General features: G+C 67.9%; 12 protein-coding genes. 5 read left to right on the forward strand and 7 right to left on the reverse strand.

The genetic code is table 11. The annotated features are described in order from the left end of the window. Positions 1 to 31 precede the first annotated feature (31 nt). Both rpoC and rpoB read right to left on the reverse strand, forming a co-directional pair. Complete coding sequence (rpoC, locus tag ACFXP5_RS07650) at positions 32 to 3907, reverse strand: DNA-directed RNA polymerase subunit beta' (RefSeq protein ID WP_394528330.1); 3876 nt, start codon at positions 3905 to 3907, stop codon at positions 32 to 34. Between the two features lie 41 nt (positions 3908 to 3948). Then, positions 3949 to 7443 carry a DNA-directed RNA polymerase subunit beta gene (rpoB, locus tag ACFXP5_RS07655; RefSeq protein ID WP_394528331.1) on the reverse strand — a complete coding sequence of 1165 codons (3495 nt, stop codon included), beginning with the start codon at positions 7441 to 7443 and terminating at the stop codon, positions 3949 to 3951. Positions 7444 to 7759: 316 nt separating this feature from the next. On the opposite strand from rpoB, the gene ACFXP5_RS07660 reads away from it, so the two are divergent. Beyond that, positions 7760 to 9412, forward strand: coding sequence for an ABC transporter ATP-binding protein (locus ACFXP5_RS07660; protein ID WP_394544147.1), 1653 nt, complete (start codon positions 7760 to 7762; stop codon positions 9410 to 9412). A gap of 268 nt (positions 9413 to 9680) precedes the next feature. Here ACFXP5_RS07660 and ACFXP5_RS07665 read toward each other — a convergent pair whose 3' ends face one another. From ACFXP5_RS07665 to ACFXP5_RS07675, 3 genes are all read right to left on the reverse strand, one after another. Continuing rightward, the gene (locus ACFXP5_RS07665) at positions 9681 to 10640 is read right to left on the reverse strand and encodes an ABC transporter permease (RefSeq protein ID WP_394528333.1); all 960 of its coding nucleotides are present in this window, start codon (positions 10638 to 10640) and stop codon (positions 9681 to 9683) included. A 19-nt stretch (positions 10641 to 10659) separates the two neighbouring features. Beyond that, a complete protein-coding gene (locus ACFXP5_RS07670) occupies positions 10660 to 11664 on the reverse strand; it encodes an ABC transporter permease (protein ID WP_394528334.1) in 1005 nt (334 codons plus the stop codon). Positions 11665 to 11750: 86 nt separating this feature from the next. Then, positions 11751 to 13418, reverse strand: a complete 1668-nt coding sequence (locus ACFXP5_RS07675) for an ABC transporter substrate-binding protein (RefSeq protein ID WP_394528335.1) — start codon at positions 13416 to 13418, stop codon at positions 11751 to 11753. A 166-nt stretch (positions 13419 to 13584) separates the two neighbouring features. Between ACFXP5_RS07675 and ACFXP5_RS07680 the strand changes: the two genes are divergently transcribed. From ACFXP5_RS07680 to ACFXP5_RS07695, 4 genes are all read left to right on the forward strand, one after another. Then, positions 13585 to 14451 (forward strand): spermidine synthase, encoded by an 867-nt coding sequence (locus ACFXP5_RS07680; protein WP_394544148.1) that lies wholly within the window; start codon positions 13585 to 13587, stop codon positions 14449 to 14451. Positions 14452 to 14530: 79 nt separating this feature from the next. Next, complete coding sequence (locus tag ACFXP5_RS07685; RefSeq protein WP_394544149.1) at positions 14531 to 15058, forward strand: hypothetical protein; 528 nt, start codon at positions 14531 to 14533, stop codon at positions 15056 to 15058. A gap of 55 nt (positions 15059 to 15113) precedes the next feature. Next, positions 15114 to 15602, forward strand: a complete 489-nt coding sequence (locus tag ACFXP5_RS07690) for a SprT-like domain-containing protein (protein ID WP_394544150.1) — start codon at positions 15114 to 15116, stop codon at positions 15600 to 15602. Between the two features lie 52 nt (positions 15603 to 15654). Continuing rightward, positions 15655 to 16155, forward strand: coding sequence for a hypothetical protein (locus tag ACFXP5_RS07695; RefSeq protein ID WP_394544151.1), 501 nt, complete (start codon positions 15655 to 15657; stop codon positions 16153 to 16155). 244 nt (positions 16156 to 16399) lie between these two features. On the opposite strand, the gene ACFXP5_RS07700 is transcribed toward ACFXP5_RS07695, so the two are convergent. Then, on the reverse strand, positions 16400 to 17872 hold the full coding sequence (locus ACFXP5_RS07700; RefSeq protein ID WP_394544152.1) for an ABC transporter permease: 1473 nt from the start codon (positions 17870 to 17872) through the stop codon (positions 16400 to 16402). Next, positions 17869 to 18648 carry an ABC transporter ATP-binding protein gene (locus tag ACFXP5_RS07705; protein WP_394544153.1) on the reverse strand — a complete coding sequence of 260 codons (780 nt, stop codon included), beginning with the start codon at positions 18646 to 18648 and terminating at the stop codon, positions 17869 to 17871. The genes ACFXP5_RS07700 and ACFXP5_RS07705 overlap by 4 nt, the downstream gene beginning before the upstream one ends. Positions 18649 to 18785: the final 137 nt, after the last annotated feature.

The raw sequence follows: 18785 nt of genomic DNA on the forward strand, positions 1-18785 counted from the left end.
TCAGACGGATGCTGTCAGCATCCGCTCTTCATCAGTTGTAGGTACCGGGCGTGAAGTCGTCCGTGGAGAAGCTGTCGAAATCGACGTAGCTCAGGTCGGCGTCGCTGTAGGCGCCGTCCGAGGCGAAGATGCGGTTGGGGTACCGCTCGCTCTTCGCTTCCTCCGTCGCCTCGACCGCGACATCGCGATACTTCGCGAGTCCGGTTCCGGCGGGGATGAGCTTTCCGATGATGACGTTCTCCTTGAGGCCGACGAGCGGGTCGCTCTTGCCCTCCATGGCCGCCTGCGTCAAGACGCGGGTGGTCTCCTGGAACGATGCCGCCGACAACCACGATTCGGTCGCGAGCGACGCCTTCGTGATACCCATCAACTCGGGACGACCCGACGCGGGGCGCTTGCCCTCGCCGACCGTCTCGCGGTTGATGTTCTGGTACTTCTTGAAGTCCACCAGCTCACCCGGAAGCAGCGTCGTGTCGCCGTGGTCGACCACGGTGACCTTCCGCAGCATCTGGCGCACGATGACCTCGATGTGCTTGTCGTGGATCGGCACACCCTGCGAGCGGTACACGCCCTGGACGCCGTTCACGAGGTAACGCTGTACCTCGCGGGCACCCATGACACGCATGACCTCCTTGGGGTCGAGCGTTCCGACCAGGATCGGCTGACCGACGGTGACGTGCTGACCGTCTTCGACCAGAAGCGTCGCGCGCTTCAGGACCGGGTAGACGACCGGCTCGTCGCCGTTGTCGGGCGTGAGGATGACCTTCTTGGCCTTCTCGGTCTCGTCGATCGTGATGCGACCGTCGGCCTCGGCGATCGGCGATGCACCCTTGGGGGTACGCGCCTCGAAGAGCTCCTGCACACGGGGCAGACCCTGTGTGATGTCCTCGGCCGAAGCGGAACCACCGGTGTGGAAGGTACGCATCGTCAGCTGGGTTCCGGGCTCACCGATCGACTGGGCGGCGATGATGCCGACCGCCTCGCCGATGTCGACGATCTTGCCGGTGGCCAGCGAACGGCCGTAGCAGTTCGCGCAGACGCCGACAGCAGACTCGCATGTCAGGACGGAGCGCACCTTGATGGTTTCGACACCGGCCTCGACGAGCTTGTTGATGAGCACGTCGCCCACGTCGTCGCCGGCCTCGGCCAGCACGGTGCCCGACGCGTCGACGGCCTCGGAGGCGAGGGTACGGGCGAACACGGAGTTCTCGACGTTCGGGTCGCGGGTCAGCGTGCCGTCGGCACCCATGATCGCGATCGGAAGCTCGAGGCCCTTGTTCGTACCGCAGTCCTCTTCGCGGATGATGACGTCCTGCGAGACGTCGACGAGTCGACGTGTCAGGTACCCCGAGTCGGCCGTACGGAGGGCCGTGTCGGCCAGACCCTTACGGGCACCGTGCGTCGCGATGAAGTACTCCGCCACTGACAGACCCTCGCGGTACGAGGAGATGATCGGACGCGGGATGATCTCACCCTTGGGGTTGTTCACCAGGCCGCGCATACCGGCGATGTTCCGGATCTGCAGCCAGTTACCACGCGCACCCGACGACACCATGCGGTTGATCGTGTTGTCCTCGGGGAAGTTGGCGCGCATCGCCTTCTGGACCTCTTCCGTTGCCTCGGTCCAGATCTTGATGAGCTCCTGGCGACGCTCGGAGTCGGTCGTCAGACCCTTCTCGTACTGCGACTGGACCTTCGCGGCCTGCTTCTCGTAGCCCGCGACGATCTCGGCCTTGTTCGGAGGGGTGAGGATGTCGCTCAGCGCCACCGTGACACCCGAACGGGTGGCCCAGTAGAAGCCGGCGTCCTTGATGCGGTCGAGGGATGCTGCGACCTCCACCTTCGGGTACTCCTCGGCGAGCTTGTTGACGATCTGCGACAGCTTGCCCTTGTCTGCCTGCTCGCGAACGAACGGGTAGCCCTTCGGGAGGGTGTCGTTGAAGATCGCCTGACCCAGCGAGGTGTCGACCAGACCGTGGCGCTCGTAGTTCTCGGGGGCCTGGCCCTCGAGGAACGTGAGGCCGTGGATGCGGATGCGCGCCTTCGCCTGCAGGTCGAGGGTGCCCTCGTCCTTGGCCAGGATCGCCTCGCCCACCGAGCCGAACACGCGGCCTTCGCCGGCTGCGCCCGCGATGACCGTGGTCAGGTGGTGCAGGCCGATGATCATGTCCTGCGAAGGCAGGGTGACCGGGCGACCGTCGGACGGCTTCAGGATGTTGTTCGACGCGAGCATGAGCACGCGCGCCTCGGCCTGAGCCTCGACCGACAGCGGCAGGTGCACAGCCATCTGGTCACCGTCGAAGTCGGCGTTGAACGCCGCGCAGACGAGCGGGTGCAGCTGGATGGCCTTACCCTCCACGAGCTGCGGCTCGAACGCCTGGATTCCCAGACGGTGAAGCGTGGGAGCACGGTTGAGCAGCACGGGGCGCTCGCGGATGATCTCCTCGAGCACGTCCCAGACCTCGGGACGGGTGCGCTCGACGGCACGCTTGGCGGCCTTGATGTTCTGCGAGTGACCCAGGTCGATGAGGCGCTTGATCACGAACGGCTTGAACAGCTCGAGCGCCATCTGCTTGGGCAGACCGCACTGGTGGAGCTTGAGCTGCGGGCCCACGATGATGACCGAACGGCCCGAGTAGTCCACGCGCTTGCCGAGCAGGTTCTGGCGGAACCGGCCCTGCTTACCCTTGAGCATGTCGCTCAGGGACTTGAGCGCGCGGTTACCGGTACCGGTGACGGGGCGACCACGGCGACCGTTGTCGAACAGAGCGTCGACGGCCTCCTGCAGCATCCGCTTCTCGTTGTTGACGATGATCTCGGGAGCACCGAGATCGATCAGACGACGGAGGCGGTTGTTGCGGTTGATCACGCGGCGGTACAGGTCGTTCAGGTCGGACGTGGCGAAACGGCCACCGTCGAGCTGAACCATCGGGCGCAGCTCCGGCGGGATCACCGGAACGACGTCGAGCACCATGGCGGCCGGGCTCATGCCGGTCTGCAGGAACGAGTTGACGACCTTGAGGCGCTTGATCGCACGGATCTTGCGCTGGCCCTTGCCCTCGGAGATCTGCAGGTGCAGGTTCTCCGACTCGGCGGCCAGGTCGAACGCAGCGAGACGCTTCTGGATCGACTCCGCACCCATGTGGGCCTCGAAGTACTGACCGAAACGGTCCTGCAGCTCGTGGAACACGTCGTCCTCGGGCTTGAGCGCGCCGACCTCGAGCGTGCGGAAGTCTTCCCACACGCGCTCGAGCTTCGCGATCTGCTCGTCGGCACCCTTGCGGGTGAGCGTCATGTCCTTCTCGGCGGCGTCCTTGACCTTCTTCTTCTGGTCGGCCTTGGCACCTTCCGCCTCGAGAGCGGCGAGCTCCTCCTCCAGCTTGGCGAGGCGGGCCGCGATCTTGGCATCGCGACGGTCGCCGAGCGTCTTGAGCTCGAGACGGATGTTGTTCTCCTGGGTGGCGAGGTCGCGGTGACGCGCCTCTTCGTCCACGGAGATGACCATGTAGGCGGCGAAGTAGATGACCTTCTCGAGGTCCTTCGGAGCCATGTCCAGCAGGTAGCCCAAGCGCGAGGGGACGCCCTTGAAGTACCAGATGTGGGTCACGGGTGCGGCGAGCTCGATGTGGCCCATGCGCTCACGACGGACGGAGGACTTGGTGACCTCCACGCCGCAGCGCTCGCAGACGATGCCCTTGAAGCGGACGCGCTTGTACTTGCCGCAGGCGCACTCCCAGTCGCGGGACGGGCCGAAGATCTGCTCTCCGAAGAGACCGTCCTTCTCCGGCTTGAGCGTGCGGTAGTTGATGGTTTCGGGCTTCTTGACCTCACCGAAAGACCAACGACGGATGTCGTCAGCGGTGGCCAGGCCAATACGAAGCTGATCGAAAGTGGTTGATTCGAGCACTAGTTCTCCTGTGTCGGAATTCTGTTCGTTGCCTGGCCGGGTCAGATCTCGTCGATGGACGAGGACTCGAATCGGCTGGAGATGTTGATGCCGAGCTCTTCCGCGGCGCGGAAGGCATCGTCATCGGTGTCCCGAAGGTTGACCGGGGTACCGTCGGCCGAGAGGACCTCGACGTTCAGGCAGAGAGACTGCATCTCCTTCATGAGCACCTTGAACGACTCGGGGATACCGGGCTCCTGGATGTTCTCGCCCTTGACGATCGCCTCGTAGACCTTGACGCGTCCGAGGATGTCGTCCGACTTGATCGTCAGCAGCTCCTGCAGTGCATAGGCCGCGCCGTACGCCTCGAGCGCCCACACTTCCATCTCACCGAAGCGCTGGCCACCGAACTGCGCCTTACCACCCAGCGGCTGCTGCGTGATCATCGAGTACGGTCCGGTCGAACGAGCGTGGATCTTGTCGTCGACGAGGTGGTGCAGCTTCAGGATGTACATGTAGCCGACCGAGATGGGAGCCGGGAAGGGCTCGCCGTGACGGCCGTCGTACAGGATCGTCTTTCCGGTCGAGTCGATGAGGCGGTCACCGTCGCGCGTGGGGATCGTGGAGTCGAGCAGACCCGCGATCTCCTGCTCGTAAGCACCGTCGAACACCGGGGTGGCGACCTTGGTGCCGGCCGGAGCCTCGAAGACCTCCTGCGGCAGACGGGCAGCCCACTCGGGCTTTCCTTCGACCTTCCACCCCTGCATGGCGATCCAGCCGAGGTGAAGCTCGAGCACCTGGCCGAAGTTCATACGGCCGGGGATACCGAGCGGGTTCAGGATGATGTCGACCGGGGTGCCGTCCTGAAGGAACGGCATGTCCTCGACGGGCAGGATCTTGGCGATGACGCCCTTGTTGCCGTGACGACCGGCGAGCTTGTCACCCTCGGTGATCTTGCGCTTCTGGGCGATGTAGACCACGACGCGGCGGTTGACGCCCGAGCCGAGCTCGTCGTCGCCGTCCTCGGCGTTGAACTCCTTGACCGCGATGATCGTGCCCTGCTCACCGTGGGGAACCTTCAGCGAGGTGTCGCGAACCTCGCGGCTCTTCTCGTTGAAGATGGCGCGCAGCAGACGCTCCTCGGCCGACAGCTCGGTCTCACCCTTCGGCGTGACCTTGCCGACGAGGATGTCGCCGGGGCGCACCTCGGCACCGATGCGCACGATGCCGCGCTCATCGAGGTCCTTCAGCAGGTCGGGGCTCACGTTCGGAAGGTCACGCGTGATCTCTTCCTTACCGAGCTTCGTGTCGCGGGCGTCGACCTCGTACTCCTCGATGTGGATCGAGGAGAGCGTGTCGTCCTTCACCAGGTCCTGGCTGAGGATGATCGCGTCTTCGAAGTTGTGACCCTCCCACGTCATGAACGCGACGAGGAGGTTCTTGCCGAGCGCGAGCTCGCCGTTCTCCGTCGCCGGTCCGTCGGCGATGACCTCGCCGGTCTCGATGCGGTCGCCCGCCGAGACGATGACGCGCTGGTTGTAGGACGTGCCCTGGTTGGAGCGGTCGAACTTGCGGAGGAAGTAGTCCTGCGTTCCCCCCTCGTCGAGCTGGATGGTGACGACGTCGGCCGAAACCTCCATCACGACACCCGGCTTCTGCGCGGTGACCACGTCACCGGCGTCGATGGCGGCAAAGCCCTCCATACCGGTACCGACCACGGGCGACTCGCTGCGCACCAGCGGAACCGCCTGGCGCTGCATGTTCGCGCCCATCAGGGCGCGGTTCGCGTCGTCGTGCTCGAGGAACGGGATGAGCGAGGTCGCCACCGACACCATCTGGCGCGGGGAGACATCCATGTAGCCGATCTCGTCGGCGGGGATCAGGTCGACCTCGCCGCCGATCTTGCGGGCGAGGACGCGGGTCTCCTGGAAGTGACCGTCGGCCTTCAGCGGTGCGTTGGCCTGGGCGACGATGAAGTCGGCCTCTTCGCTCGCGGTCAGGTAGTCGATCTGGTCGGTGACCTGACCGGCGACGACCTTGCGGTACGGGGTCTCGATGAATCCGAACGCGTTGATGCGGGCGAACGATGCGAGCGAACCGATCAGGCCGATGTTCGGGCCTTCCGGGGTCTCGATCGGGCACATACGGCCGTAGTGCGAGGGGTGGACGTCACGAACCTCGACGCCGGCACGCTCACGGGACAGACCACCGGGGCCCAGCGCCGACAGGCGGCGCTTGTGGGTCAGACCCGCGAGCGGGTTGTTCTGGTCCATGAACTGCGACAGCTGAGAAGTACCGAAGAACTCCTTGATCGCGGCGACGACGGGGCGCACGTTGATCAGGGTCTGCGGCGTGATCGCCTCGATGTCCTGCGTGGTCATGCGCTCGCGGACGACGCGCTCCATGCGCGACAGACCGGTGCGGACCTGGTTCTGGATGAGCTCGCCGACGGCGCGGATGCGACGGTTGCCGAAGTTGTCGATGTCGTCGACATCGATGCGGATCTCGGCGGGCTTGCCACCACGAAGACCGTCGAACGTCGCGTCACCGCGGTGCAGGCGCACGAGGTACTTGATCGTCGCGACGATGTCCTGCACCGTGAGCACGGAGTCGCTGAGCGGGCCGGCGAGACCGAGCTTCTGGTTGATCTTGTAGCGACCGACCTTCGCGAGGTCGTAGCGCTTCGGGTTGAAGTAGAAGTTGTCCAGCAGCGCACGGGCGGCCTCGGCGGCGACCTGCTCGCCCGGACGGAGCTTGCGGTAGATGTCGCGGAGCGCGTCTTCCTTGGTGAGGATCGTGTCCTTGGACAGCGTCTCCTCGATGGAGTCGAACCCGGCGAACTCGGCCAGGATGTCTTCGCTCGTGAGGCCCAGGGCCTTGAGGAACACCGTGACCGACTGCTTGCGCTTGCGGTCGATGCGCACGCCGACCTGGTCGCGCTTGTCGATCTCGAACTCGAGCCATGCGCCACGGCTGGGGATGATGCGCGACGAGACGATGTCCTTGTCGGACGTCTTGTCGGGGGTGCGGTCGAAGTACACGCCCGGCGAGCGGACGAGCTGCGACACGACGACACGCTCGGTGCCGTTGATGATGAACGTTCCCTTGCCGGTCTGCAGCGGGAAGTCGCCCATGAAGACGGTCTGAGTCTTGATCTCACCGGTCTGGTGGTTCATGAACTCGGCCTCGACGTAGAGAGGAGCGGCGTAGGTCTTGCCACGCTCCTTGCACTCTTCGATCGAGTACTTCTCGGGTTCGAGGTACGGGTTGGTGAACGAGAGCTGCATCGTCTCGCTCAGGTCCTCGATCGGGGAGATCTCCTCGAAGATCTCCTCCAGTCCGCTGATCTCGGGCACGTCGGTGCGACCGATGGCCTGAGCCTCGGTGACACGGGTCTTCCATGCCTCGTTGCCGACCAGCCAGTCGAAAGACTCGGTCTGCAGCGCCAGCAGGTCAGGGACCGTCAGCGTGTCGGAGATCTTGGCGAACGAGAGGCGGGATGCTCCGCGTCCGTTCTTGGGGGTGGTGGTGTCGGATGCGTTGCGCGCAACAGCCAAGGGATAAACCTCCGCAGAGCCCGGGCAGGGGGCTCATGATTCCTCGTCGTCAGGTGGAGTGCTCCCCGACCCCGAAACCCTGTGCGTCGCACACCGCGGAACGCGGGGACGAGCAGGGACAGCCGACCACCATATGAGGGCAGGGGGAAAGGAGGAGCGCAAAGACCCACTATACGTCGCATATCACGTCGTGTCCAGTGCGATTCTTGACGAGTTTGATCCGCTGCGGTATAACCACCACCGGCCCGCTGTTACGGGTGGATGAAGATGCGCGCCACAGGATGCGGCGGGCGAGGTCGGGCGGCAGGATGGGGGGATGCCCGCTGCACCGCCGCTGCTCTCCGTCCGCGACCTCGCCGTCGACTTCGCCACCGTCGACGGGCCGGTGCGCGCCGTCGACGGGATCGACCTCGACATCGCGGCGGGCGAGACCGTCGCGATCGTCGGCGAGTCCGGCTCGGGCAAGTCCACCACTGCCATGGCGATCATCGGCCTGCTCGCCTCCGGAGGAAGCGTGGCCCGCGGCAGCATCCTGCTCGACGGCGAGGACCTGACGACCTACAGCGAGGCGCGCATGCGGGGCGTGCGCGGCCGCCAGATCGGTCTCGTGCCGCAGGACCCGATGTCCAACCTGAACCCGGTCGCCAAGATCGGCACGCAGGTGTCCGAGACCCTGCTCGCCCACGGCCTGGCCGACCGTAAGAACGTCGACGCCAAGGTGGTCGAGACGCTCGAACGCGCGGGACTTCCCGACGCGGCCGCCCGCGCCAAGCAGTACCCGCACGAGTTCTCCGGCGGTATGCGCCAGCGTGCCCTCATCGCGATCGGACTCGCCTGCAACCCGCGGCTGCTCATCGCCGACGAACCCACCAGCGCGCTCGACGTCACGGTGCAGCAGACGATCCTCGACCAGATCGATCGGCTCACGACCGAACTCGGCACCGCCGTGCTGCTCATCACGCACGACCTCGGCCTCGCCGCGGAGCGCGCCTCGCGGGTCGTCGTCATGCACCGCGGGCGCGTGGTGGAGCAGGGCCCGGCCCAGCAGATCCTCGAGCACCCCCAGCATCCCTACACCCAGTCCCTCGTGGCCGCCGCGCCCTCGGTCGCCGCCGTCCGCCTCCGCCCGGAGGACTTCCGCGGCGTACCGCTCACGGTCGCCGGCGAGGAGAAGAAACCGCGCGACACCATCGTCGAGATCTCGCATCTGACGAAGGTCTACCCGACGCGCGGACGCGGCGAGGACTTCACCGCCGTCGATGACCTGTCGCTGTCGATCCCCCGCGGGGAGACCGTGGCGATCGTCGGGGAGTCGGGCTCGGGCAAGACGACGACGGCCCGGATGCTGCTGAAGGTCATCGAGCCGACGAGCGGAACCATCACCTTCGAGGGCCAGGACGTGACGACCCTCAAGGGCGCGGCCCTCAAGGACTTCCGCCAGAAGGTGCAGCCGATCTTCCAGGATCCGTACTCCAGCCTGAACCCGATGTTCACGATCGAGCGGCTGATCGAGGAACCTCTCACCTTCTATAAGCGCGGCTCCGCGAAAGACCGCTCCGCGCGGGTGCGCTCACTCATGGACGACGTCGCGCTGCCCACCTCGATGCTGCGTCGCTACCCGTCGGAGCTGTCGGGCGGCCAGCGTCAACGCGTCGCGATCGCGCGTGCGCTCGCCCTCTCGCCCGAACTGATCGTCTGCGACGAGCCGGTCTCGGCGCTCGACGTGCTCGTGCAGGATCAGATTCTCACGCTCCTCCGCGACCTGCAGAGCGAGTACGGCCTGAGCTACCTCTTCATCTCGCACGACCTCGCGGTGGTGCGCCTCATCAGCGACTACGTCTGCGTGATGAAGGACGGCAAGCTCGTGGAGGCCGCCTCGAGCGAGGAGATCTTCACCAACCCGCGCGACCCCTACACCCGGCGACTGCTCGCTTCGATCCCGGGCAACGAGCTCGGCATCGCGGGCTGACACTCCGCCGCCGCTGGGCGAAACCCGCCCCCCGAACCCCGCTCCCCGAAACCCGCTCCCCGTGGCGAGACCCGGGCAGAATGTCAGGGTCTCGCCACGCCGGACGGGTCTCGCGGAGATGGCTCGCAGATGACGGATGCGGCGGATCCGCCGCGGCATCGCGCGCTGACGCTCCGCCGCCGCTAGGCGAAACCCGCTCCCCGCGGCGAGACCCGGTCAGAATGTCGGGGTCTCGCCACGGAGAACGGGTCTCGGGGAACGGGACGGATCAGCGGGCGCGGGTGCGCGGGTCCATCGATTCGCGCAGCGACTCCCCCAGCAGGGTGAAGCCCAGCGCGGTGACGGCGATGCAGATACCCGGGAAGAACGCCAACCACGGGGCGATGGCGAGCTCGGACTGCGCGTAGGTGAGCATGCGGCCCCACTCGGGCGTCTGCGGCAGGCCGCCGCCGAGGCCGAGGAACGACAGCGCCGCGGCGTCGATGACGGCGGTGGCCAGCGACAGCGTGCCCTGCACGATGACCGGGCCGACCGCGTTGGGCAGCACGTGGCTCATCGTGATCTTCGTTCGACTGAGGCCGAGCGTCTGCGCCGACAGGACGTAGTCCGCGCCCTTCTGCTGCAGCATCGAGGCGCGCAGCAGACGGGCGAAGACCGGCACCTGCGAGGCGCCGATCGCGATCATGATCGCGAACTGGCTCTGCCCCAGCACCGCGGCGATCGAGACGGCGAGCAGCAGGTTCGGCACCGACAGCAGGATGTCGACGAACCGCATGACGAGGTTGTCGACCCAGCCGCCGAAGGTTCCCGCGAGCAGCCCCAGCAGCATCCCGCCGGCAAGGCCGAAAGCCGTGGAGATCACGCCGATGAGCAGCGACGCCTGTGCGCCCCAGATCAGCTTCGACAGCACGTCGCCGCCGAAGCGATCAAGTCCCAGCGGGAACTCGGGGATCTCGCCGGGCCCCGGGATGTGGGTCGGGGTGATGAAGCGCTGTCCGGGCAGCGAATCACCCGGGTAGGGCGCGAGGATGGGCGCGAGGGCGGCCACCAGCAGGAACAGGGCCACGATGACCGCGCCGACCCAGGCGGTGGGGTTGCCCCGCAGGCGCCGGAACACATCGCGCCAGAACCCGCCGCGCGTCTTGGCCGCGAGCAACTGGGTGTCGACGATGAGGTTGTCGTCGACGGGTCCGCCGCTGGGGGCGGGGGGAAGGATGCTGGAGCTCACGCGAACACCTCGATTGCGGTCACTGCACTCTCACTCTCGGATCGATGAAGCTGTACGAGACGTCGACGAGGAGGTTGATCAGGGCATAGGCGATGGCGATGAAGAGGATGAACCCCTGCAGCACCGGGAAGTCCCGCGCGAAGATCGACGACGCCAAGAAGGCGCCGATGCCCGGGAAGGCGAACACCGTCTCGGTGAGCACCGCCCCGGAGATCAGCAGGCCGGCCTGCAGCCCGACGGTGGTGACGACCGGCAGCATGGCGTTGCGCAGGATGAAGCGGTTGCGCAGCGTCGAGGTGGCGATGCCCTTCGCCCGACCGGTGCGCACGTAATCGGCGTTCTGCACCTCGAGCACCGAAGCGCGGGTGATGCGCACGATGATCGCGAGCGGGATCGTGCCGAGCGCGACCGCGGGCAGGATCAGGTGCAGCAGCGCGTCCCACGCGGCGTCGAACTCCCCCGTGATCAGACCGTCGAGGACGTACAGGTTCGTATAGTGCGTCGCGTCGATGCGCGGGTTCTGGCGCCCGTCCGAGGGCAGCCAGCCGAGCTGCACCGCGAAGACGTACTTGAAGATGAACGCCAGGAAGAACACCGGCACCGTGATGCCGATCAGGCTGAGGACGACGGCGATGTGATCCCACGCCTTGCCGTGCTTGCGGGCGGCCCAGTAGCCGAGCGGGATGCCGATGCCGACGGCCACGATGAGCGCGGCGATCGACAGCTCGAGGGTCGCCGGGAAGCGGCGCACGAACTCTTCCAGCACCGGTCGGCCGGTCTGGATCGAGGCGCCGAAGTCGCCCGTGGCGAGGCGGCCGAGCCACGTGAAGTACTGCACGTAGAGGGGTTGGTTGAAGCCGTAGAGCTCGTTGATGCGGGCAACGGCCTCGGGTGTCGCCCGCTCGCCGAGAAGGGCGACGGCGGGGCCGCCGGGGAGCGCGCGCACCCAGAAGAAGAGGAGAAGGGAGAGACCGAACAGGGTCGGGATGAGCAGCAGCAGTCGCCTGCCGATGGTGCGAAGCACGGGGTACTCCAGGGTCGAGGCGGTTACGGACGGGGATGCTGCGGGCCCGGGCTCCCGAAGGGGCCGGACCCGCAGCATCCGTCACGTCACTCGGACAGCTCGATCATGTTGTAGACCTCGTCCTGCACCGGGCTCGCCGGGTAGGACGTGACCCGAGCGTCGAACGCGAGCGTCGGCACGGGGTTGGCGAGCGGAACACCCGGGATGAACTGGGCGATCTCCTCGTTGATGTCGGAGTAGGCCGGGGCCTGCTCCTCCTCGGTGGCGAGTCCGCGCGCCTCGGTCAGCGCCGAGAACAGCTCGGCGTTGTCGAAGCCCCACTCGTTCGAGGGTGCACCGAAGAAGGTGCCCACGAAGTTGTCGGGGTCGTTGTAGTCACCGGTCCAGCCGAGCAGGTGGATGCCGTGGTCGCTGCCGCCCTGGATGAGGTCGAGGTACTCGCCCCATTCGTTGGAGACGGGGTTGAGCACGACGCCGACGGCCTCGAGCTGCGACTGCAGGTTGGTGAAGATCTGCTCGGGGTTCGGCATGTACGGCCGCGAGATGTTGACCGGATAGTTGAAGGTCAACGTCAGCGGGTTGGCCTCGGTGAAGCCGGCCTCGGCCAGCAGCGCCTTGGCGGCATCCGGGTCGTAGTCGTACGTCGTGACGGCGTCGTTGAAGCCGATCACGCTGTCCGGCATGAACTGGCTCGCGACGGTCGTTCCCTCCGGCAGCACCTGGGTGACCAGCTGCTCCTTGTCGATCGCCTGGGTGAGCGCCTGGCGCACGCGGATGTCGCCCAGCCCGGGTGCGGCCTGGTTGAACGCGAGGTAGAGGATGTTGAACGGGTCGCGGTTCGTCAGCGTGAAGCCGGCGTCCTCGAGAGCGCCGAGGTCGGCGGGGGCGACGAGGTCGTAGCCGTCGATCGAGCCCGACTCGAGCGCCTGACGGCGAGCGGTGGTGTCACCGATCACGCGGAAGATGACTTCCTGCACCTGACCCTGCTCGCCCCAGTAGTCGGGGTAAGCGGTGACCGTGGTCTCTTCGCCCGGCGACGACGACTCGAACATGAACGGTCCGGTGCCGGTGGGGTGGGAGGTCGCGTACTCGCTGAGCGTCGGCGCCTCGGAGGTGCCGCCCACGTTGTCGGCGTCGTACTCCTCGAGCGCGGTGGGGCTCTGGATCGCGAAGGCCGGCAGCGACAGCGCGGGGATGAATCCGGCGTAGGGCTGGGTCAACGAGATGGTTACTTCGGTGGGGCTGACAGCCTCGCAGCCACCGTAGATCGAGGTTCCGGTGTCGGCGTAGCCGCGCATGAGCTTGCCCCAGTAGTACGAGAGGCTCTCGCTCTGGGCGATACCGGTGAAGTTGTTCTGGCGGTCGAAGTTGAAGCAGACCGCGTCGGCGTTGAACTCCGTGCCGTCGTGGAAGGTGACGCCTTCCTTCAGCTGGAAGTCGTACGACAGACCGTCCTCCGAGGGCTCCCAGCTCTCGGCGAGCAGCGGCGCGGGGTCGGCCGTGCCGGGCTCGACGCCGACGAGGCCCTCGAAGATCTGCCGCGAGATGCGGAAGGACTCCCCGTCGCTCGCGAAGGCGGGATCGAGGCTCGAGGGGTCGCCGGATGCTCCGAAGATGAACGTCGAGTCGACGTCGCTGTCCTGGGTGCTGGTCGTGTCTTCATCGCGCTGACTCGTGCAGGCGGTGAAGACGAGGGATCCGATCGCGACGGCCGCCGCGCCGGTGAGCAGGCGTCGTGTCATCGTTTGTGCCATGTGCTGTGCACCTTCCATGTGGGGAATGGATGCACACGGGACGCACGTTCACGTCTTCGTGCAGCATCCGCTTCTGCCGATGTACCGACCGTACCGGGACGCACCCGTCGTCAGCATTGCCCCTGTGTATCGATCGTGTTTCGGAGCATCCGGCTAGCGTGGTGAGGTGGCCAGGGCGCGAGTGGAGAACGAAGAGCTCGGTCGGGCGCGCCTGAGCGACGGCACGATCGCCCGCATCGTGCCGTCCGGATTCACCTCCGGCCACGAGCTCGACGTCGACGGCACGCCGCAGTCCCACGTCGATCTCGATGACCCCACCCACCTGCATTTCGAGTACGTCGCGCGGATGGGGGCGGTGATCGATCGGATGCGGATGCCCGGCCAACCCTTGACGGCCGTGCACCTGGGAGCCGGGGCGCTCACCCTGCCGCGCTACATCGAGGCGACCCGGCCGGGATCGCGCCAGCAGGTGGTCGAACTCGAGCAATCGCTCGTCGACCTCGTGCGCGAACACCTGCCGCTGCCGCGCAGCGCCTCGGTGCGGGTGCGGATCGGCGATGCGCGCGCGGGACTCGCGCGCCTCCCGGCGGGCCTCGTGGGCGCCGTCGACCTGCTGATCTCGGACGTGTACGCCGGCGCCCAGACCCCCGCCCACCTCACCACGGTGGAGTTCTACCGGGAGGCGGCGCGACTGCTCGCGCCCGACGGGGTGCTGCTCGTGAACGTCGCCGACGGTTCCGGGCTCGCCTTCGCCCGCCGCCAGGTCGCGACGGTGCGCGAGGTGCTGCCGCACGTGATCGTGCTCGCCGAGGTGCAGGTGCTGAAGGGGCGCCGCTTCGGCAATCTCGTCGTCGCGGCATCGCCCGCGCCCCTCCCCGTCGAGTGGCTTCCCCGGCTGCTGTCGGCCGGCCCCCACCCGGCGAAAGTGGCGCAGGGCGCCGAGATCGACGAGTTCGTCCGCAGCGCCCGGCCGGCGACGGACGGCGATGCCACCCCCTCCCCGAAGCCGACGGCCGGCCTCTTCGATCGGTGAGGCGGCGCGCCTGGGCGTGCTCACAGACGTGGTGTCGCAGACTGAGTGCGCGACCGTCATCGGGCCGAAGGGAGTCGCAGTGAGCTACATCCGCGGGTACGACCCCGACACTCTGCGCGAGATCGTGGATCTCGATCAGTGCCGCGAGCGGCTCGAGGAGATCGGCATCCAGCGCAGCCTGCCCGCTCTGCTCGAGCGCGTCTGGCTGCTCAAAGTGCTCGACCGCCTCGACGAAGCACTCGTGGTGTCGGACCAGTCGGTGCGGGTGGCGCGCATGGGCGGCACGCGCCGCGACCTGCTGCGCGCTCGCATTCTGCACGCCACGATCCTGCAGAACCGCGGCGCGCACACCGCCGCTCTGCAGGAGCTCACTGCGTGCGCCGAAGAGGCCGAGGGGCAGAACTGGTCGGGGATCGCAGCTTTCGCGCTGCAGCACCGCGGCAAGGTCGCCTACGACGCCGAGGACTTCGAGTCCGCCCGCACCGATTTCAAGCGCGCCCTGTTCCTCCGGCAAGACGCGGGCGCGGCCGACGAGCAGCTCGAGTCGACCCTTCTCGCGATCGACGCCGCCGACCGCCGACGCTCACGGGCCACGGTGGCGAGCTGAGCCCACCGGCCTCGCAAGCATCCGAGTGTCGGACGTACGTTCTAATGTCTCCGGTATGACCGAACCGCAACGCGTGCGCCTCTGGGCCGAGGCGCTGATCACCCTTCACCTCGATTCCTCGTGGTCTTTCGGCTTCGACAACGCCAAGCGGCGCGCGGGTCTCTGCGATTTCCGCCGCAAACGCATCTCGGTGTCGCGCTACCTCTCGGCGCGCTACGACGACGACGTCAACCACCAGACACTGCTGCACGAAGTCGCCCACGCGCTCGCCGGGCCCTCGGCGGGCCACGGGCCGCAGTGGAAGAGCGTCGCCCGTCGCCTGGGCTACGTCGGCGGCACCACGCACCACGGCGAGACGGCCGAAGAACTCGCTCCGTGGGTGGGCACGTGCCCGGCGGGGCACATCGCCTATCGGCACCGTCGAGCACCCCGGGCGACCTCGTGCTCGAAGTGCGCTCCGCGCTTCGACGAGCGCTACCAGTTCACGTGGACGCGCCGCGAGATCACACCGTCCGAGCGCCTCGCCGCGCGTACCCCGCGCTGAGGTCTGCTTCCGAAGTGACGCCACGAGGCTGCGCGTCAGGGAGGATGGGCGCATGCGCATCCTCCTCAAGTTCGTCATCGACTGCGACGCCGACGCCGCGTGGCGGGCGCTGCACTCCCCCGCTGCGGTTGCCGAGCTGTACGGGCCGCTCATGCGCATGGAGCCGCTGGCCGAGCTGCCGCCGACCTTCGCACCGGGCACCGACGCTCCGGTGGAACTCAGCGTCGCGGGCATCATCCCGATGGGGCGCCAGCTCATCTCGGTGTCGGAGAAGCGCCTGACCGACGCCTCGGGTGCTCCCGTGCGGATCTTCCGCGACAGCGGCATCCCGCTGACCGGGCCGCTCGCGAGCCTCGACGTGTGGGATCACCAGATGGCGGTCTCCCCCGCAGCCGGCGACCCCACGCGCACCCTGTGGCGCGACCGTCTCGTCATCGGCGGCCCGACGGCGCCGCTCCTGTGGCCGAGCCTCTGGGCGGCCTGGCAGTGGCGCGGCGTGCGCATCCGGGCCCTCGCGCCGACCTGGGCCCACGACCCCGAGCCCGCCGCCTGATCCCCAGCATCCACTCTTCTTCGCGCGAGCCCGTCCCTATCACCCTCTCCCCCTCCCCATCGCCGCCCTTCCCCTCCCCCTCACCGCCGAGAACGTACGTACTCGGCGAATCCGGCCGTTGCTGCGCACGACAACGGGTGGGCTCGTCGAGAACGTACGTACTCGGCGAGAAGTGGGGTGGGAAGAGGTGGCGCGAGGAGAGGTGGCGCGGGGAGAGGGCTGCGGGGAAGAAGAGCGGATGCTGTCAGCCGGCGAGCGCTGACACGGGAGTCACCCGGGTCGCGAGCCGGGTCGGAACGACCGCCGCCACGAGGGTGAGGACGACGGTCGCCGCCACGATCGCGAGCACCGGGCCCAGCGGAACGGCGGGGAGCACGAGCGTCGGCGAGGTCCAGTTCGGGGGCATCGCGACGGAACCGAGGAGCGATTGCGCGCCGACCCAGCCGTAGGCGATGCCGAGCACGAGGCCGCTGGCGACGGCGGCGATCGTGATGTGCGCGGCCTCCAACAGCACCATCGTGCGCACCTGCGCGTTCGAGACCCCGAGAGCGCGCAGCAGTCCCAGCTCGCGCCGCCGCTGCACCACCCCGAGGGTGAGCAGGTTGACCAGGCCGACGCCGGCGATGACCGCGCTGACGGCGACGAGACCCATCATGATCGCCGAGAACGTGTCGAGGATCTGCGTGATGTCGGCCACCGGCTCGCCGTCGGCCGACGCGACCACGAAGGCTTTCACACTCTCGAGCGCGACGGCGAACATCGTCACGAGCGTCACGCCCATCACGACCCCGATCGCCATGCGCGAGGACCGCTCGGGGTAGCGCAGCGCGTTCTCCGCGGCGAGTCGCGCTGTCGCGGAACGACCGAACATGCGCCCGACGAGGCGCAGGACCGGCGGCATGACCACGCCCGAGCCGAGGATGAGCCCGGTGAACGACGCCAGACCACCGAAGAAGCCGACCGCGACGCCGACGGGGTTCACGAGGCCGACGACCACACCGAGCGCGAGAAGCGCCACCCCGAGGATGAAGAGCACCACGGCGGCGACGGTGCGCCCCGTGCGGCGGGCGAGCTGCTCGTGCGAGGACTCGACCGTGTCGCCGAGCGCCTGCAGCGGCGTGACGGTCAGCACGCGGCGCGATCCGACCCACGCGGCCGCCCACGTGGTGAGCGCGACGACGAGCGGAGGGAGCAGCAGCACGGGAACCACGATCTGGCCGGCCACGTTCTCGAGCGTCAGACCCTGCACACGCACGAACGTCTCGGCGCCGACGAGCGCCAGCGCCGTACCGCCGAGCAGCCCGATGACCGAACCGAGCACCCCCACGGTCAGCCCCTGGCGCGCGACCTCACGGCGCTGCGACCGCGCGGACGCCCCGATGAGACGCAGCAGCGCGATGCGGCGGGTGCGGCCCGCCACGACGGTGGCGAACGTGTTCGCCGTGACGATGGCGGCGACGTAGACGGCCAGCCCGACGACCACGACCGTCACGACACCCAGGGCAAGAGCGAGCATCTCGCTGTCGCCGAGGTAGGGGTTTGACCGCAGCAGCAGGGCGACGAACGCCGTCACGGCCCACAGCACGACGCCGAAACCGCTCGAGAGGGCGGAGACCAGGATGCTGGCGCCCATGCCGGGTTCGCGCAACCACGCCCAGCGGCCGCCCCCCGACGAGGGAGCGCGATCGCGGACGGGAGCCGGAGCGAGCGCGGTCATGCCGTCGCTCCCGCGGGGAGAGCGCCTTCAGCGGCAAGCATGAACCGCGAGATCTGCTCGGCGTTCTGTCGGGGCTTGTCGGCGACCACGCGGCCGTCACCGAGGAAGAGCACGCGGTCGGCGTGGGAGGCGGCGACCGCGTCGTGGGTCACCATCGCGATCGACTGACCGTGCTCACGGCTGGCGCTCGCGAGCACCTGCAGCACGTCGCGGCTCGAGCGGGAGTCGAGGTTGCCGGTGGGCTCGTCGGCGAAGACGAGGTCGGGCGCGGTGGCGAGGGCCCGGGCGATCGCGACCCGCTGCTGCTGGCCGCCGCTCAGCTCGTGGGGACGATGGGTGAGCCGGCCGGCGAGACCCAGGGTCTGCACGAGCGCGTCGACGCGCGCCCGTTCGGCCGCGGTGGGTGCCCGCCCGTCCAGGGCGAACGGCAGCAGGATGTTGCCGATCGCGTCGAGGGTGGGAACGAGGTTGAAGGCCTGGAACACGAAGCCCACGCGGCGGCGGCGCAGGAGGGTCAGCTCCTTGTCGCCGAGGCCGGTGATCTCGGTGTCGCCGATCCAGGCTCGCCCGCCGCTCGGTGCGTCGAGCCCCGCCATCACGTGCATCAGGGTCGACTTGCCCGAACCGGAGGGTCCCATGATGGCGGTGAACTCGCCGCGGCGGATCCCCACCGAAACGTCGTCCAGGGCGCGCACGGCGTTCTCGCCGTTGCCGTAGTGCTTGGTCAGTTGCTGCACCCGGGCGGCGAGCCCGAGCTGAGTCGAAGTGAGGTCCATGCTTCGACGCTACGAACCGACCCGCACCTCCCGCGTCGCTCGGCCGTAGCATCCTGCTACATCGCGAGGATGATCCCGACCGGCCGTCGAAGCGACATCTCCCCGCCGAATCGACAGCGTACCCGCGCGCGGGTACG

It is taken from the genome of Microbacterium hanjuni, assembly GCF_043556395.1.
Lineage (GTDB): Bacteria > Actinomycetota > Actinomycetes > Actinomycetales > Microbacteriaceae > Microbacterium.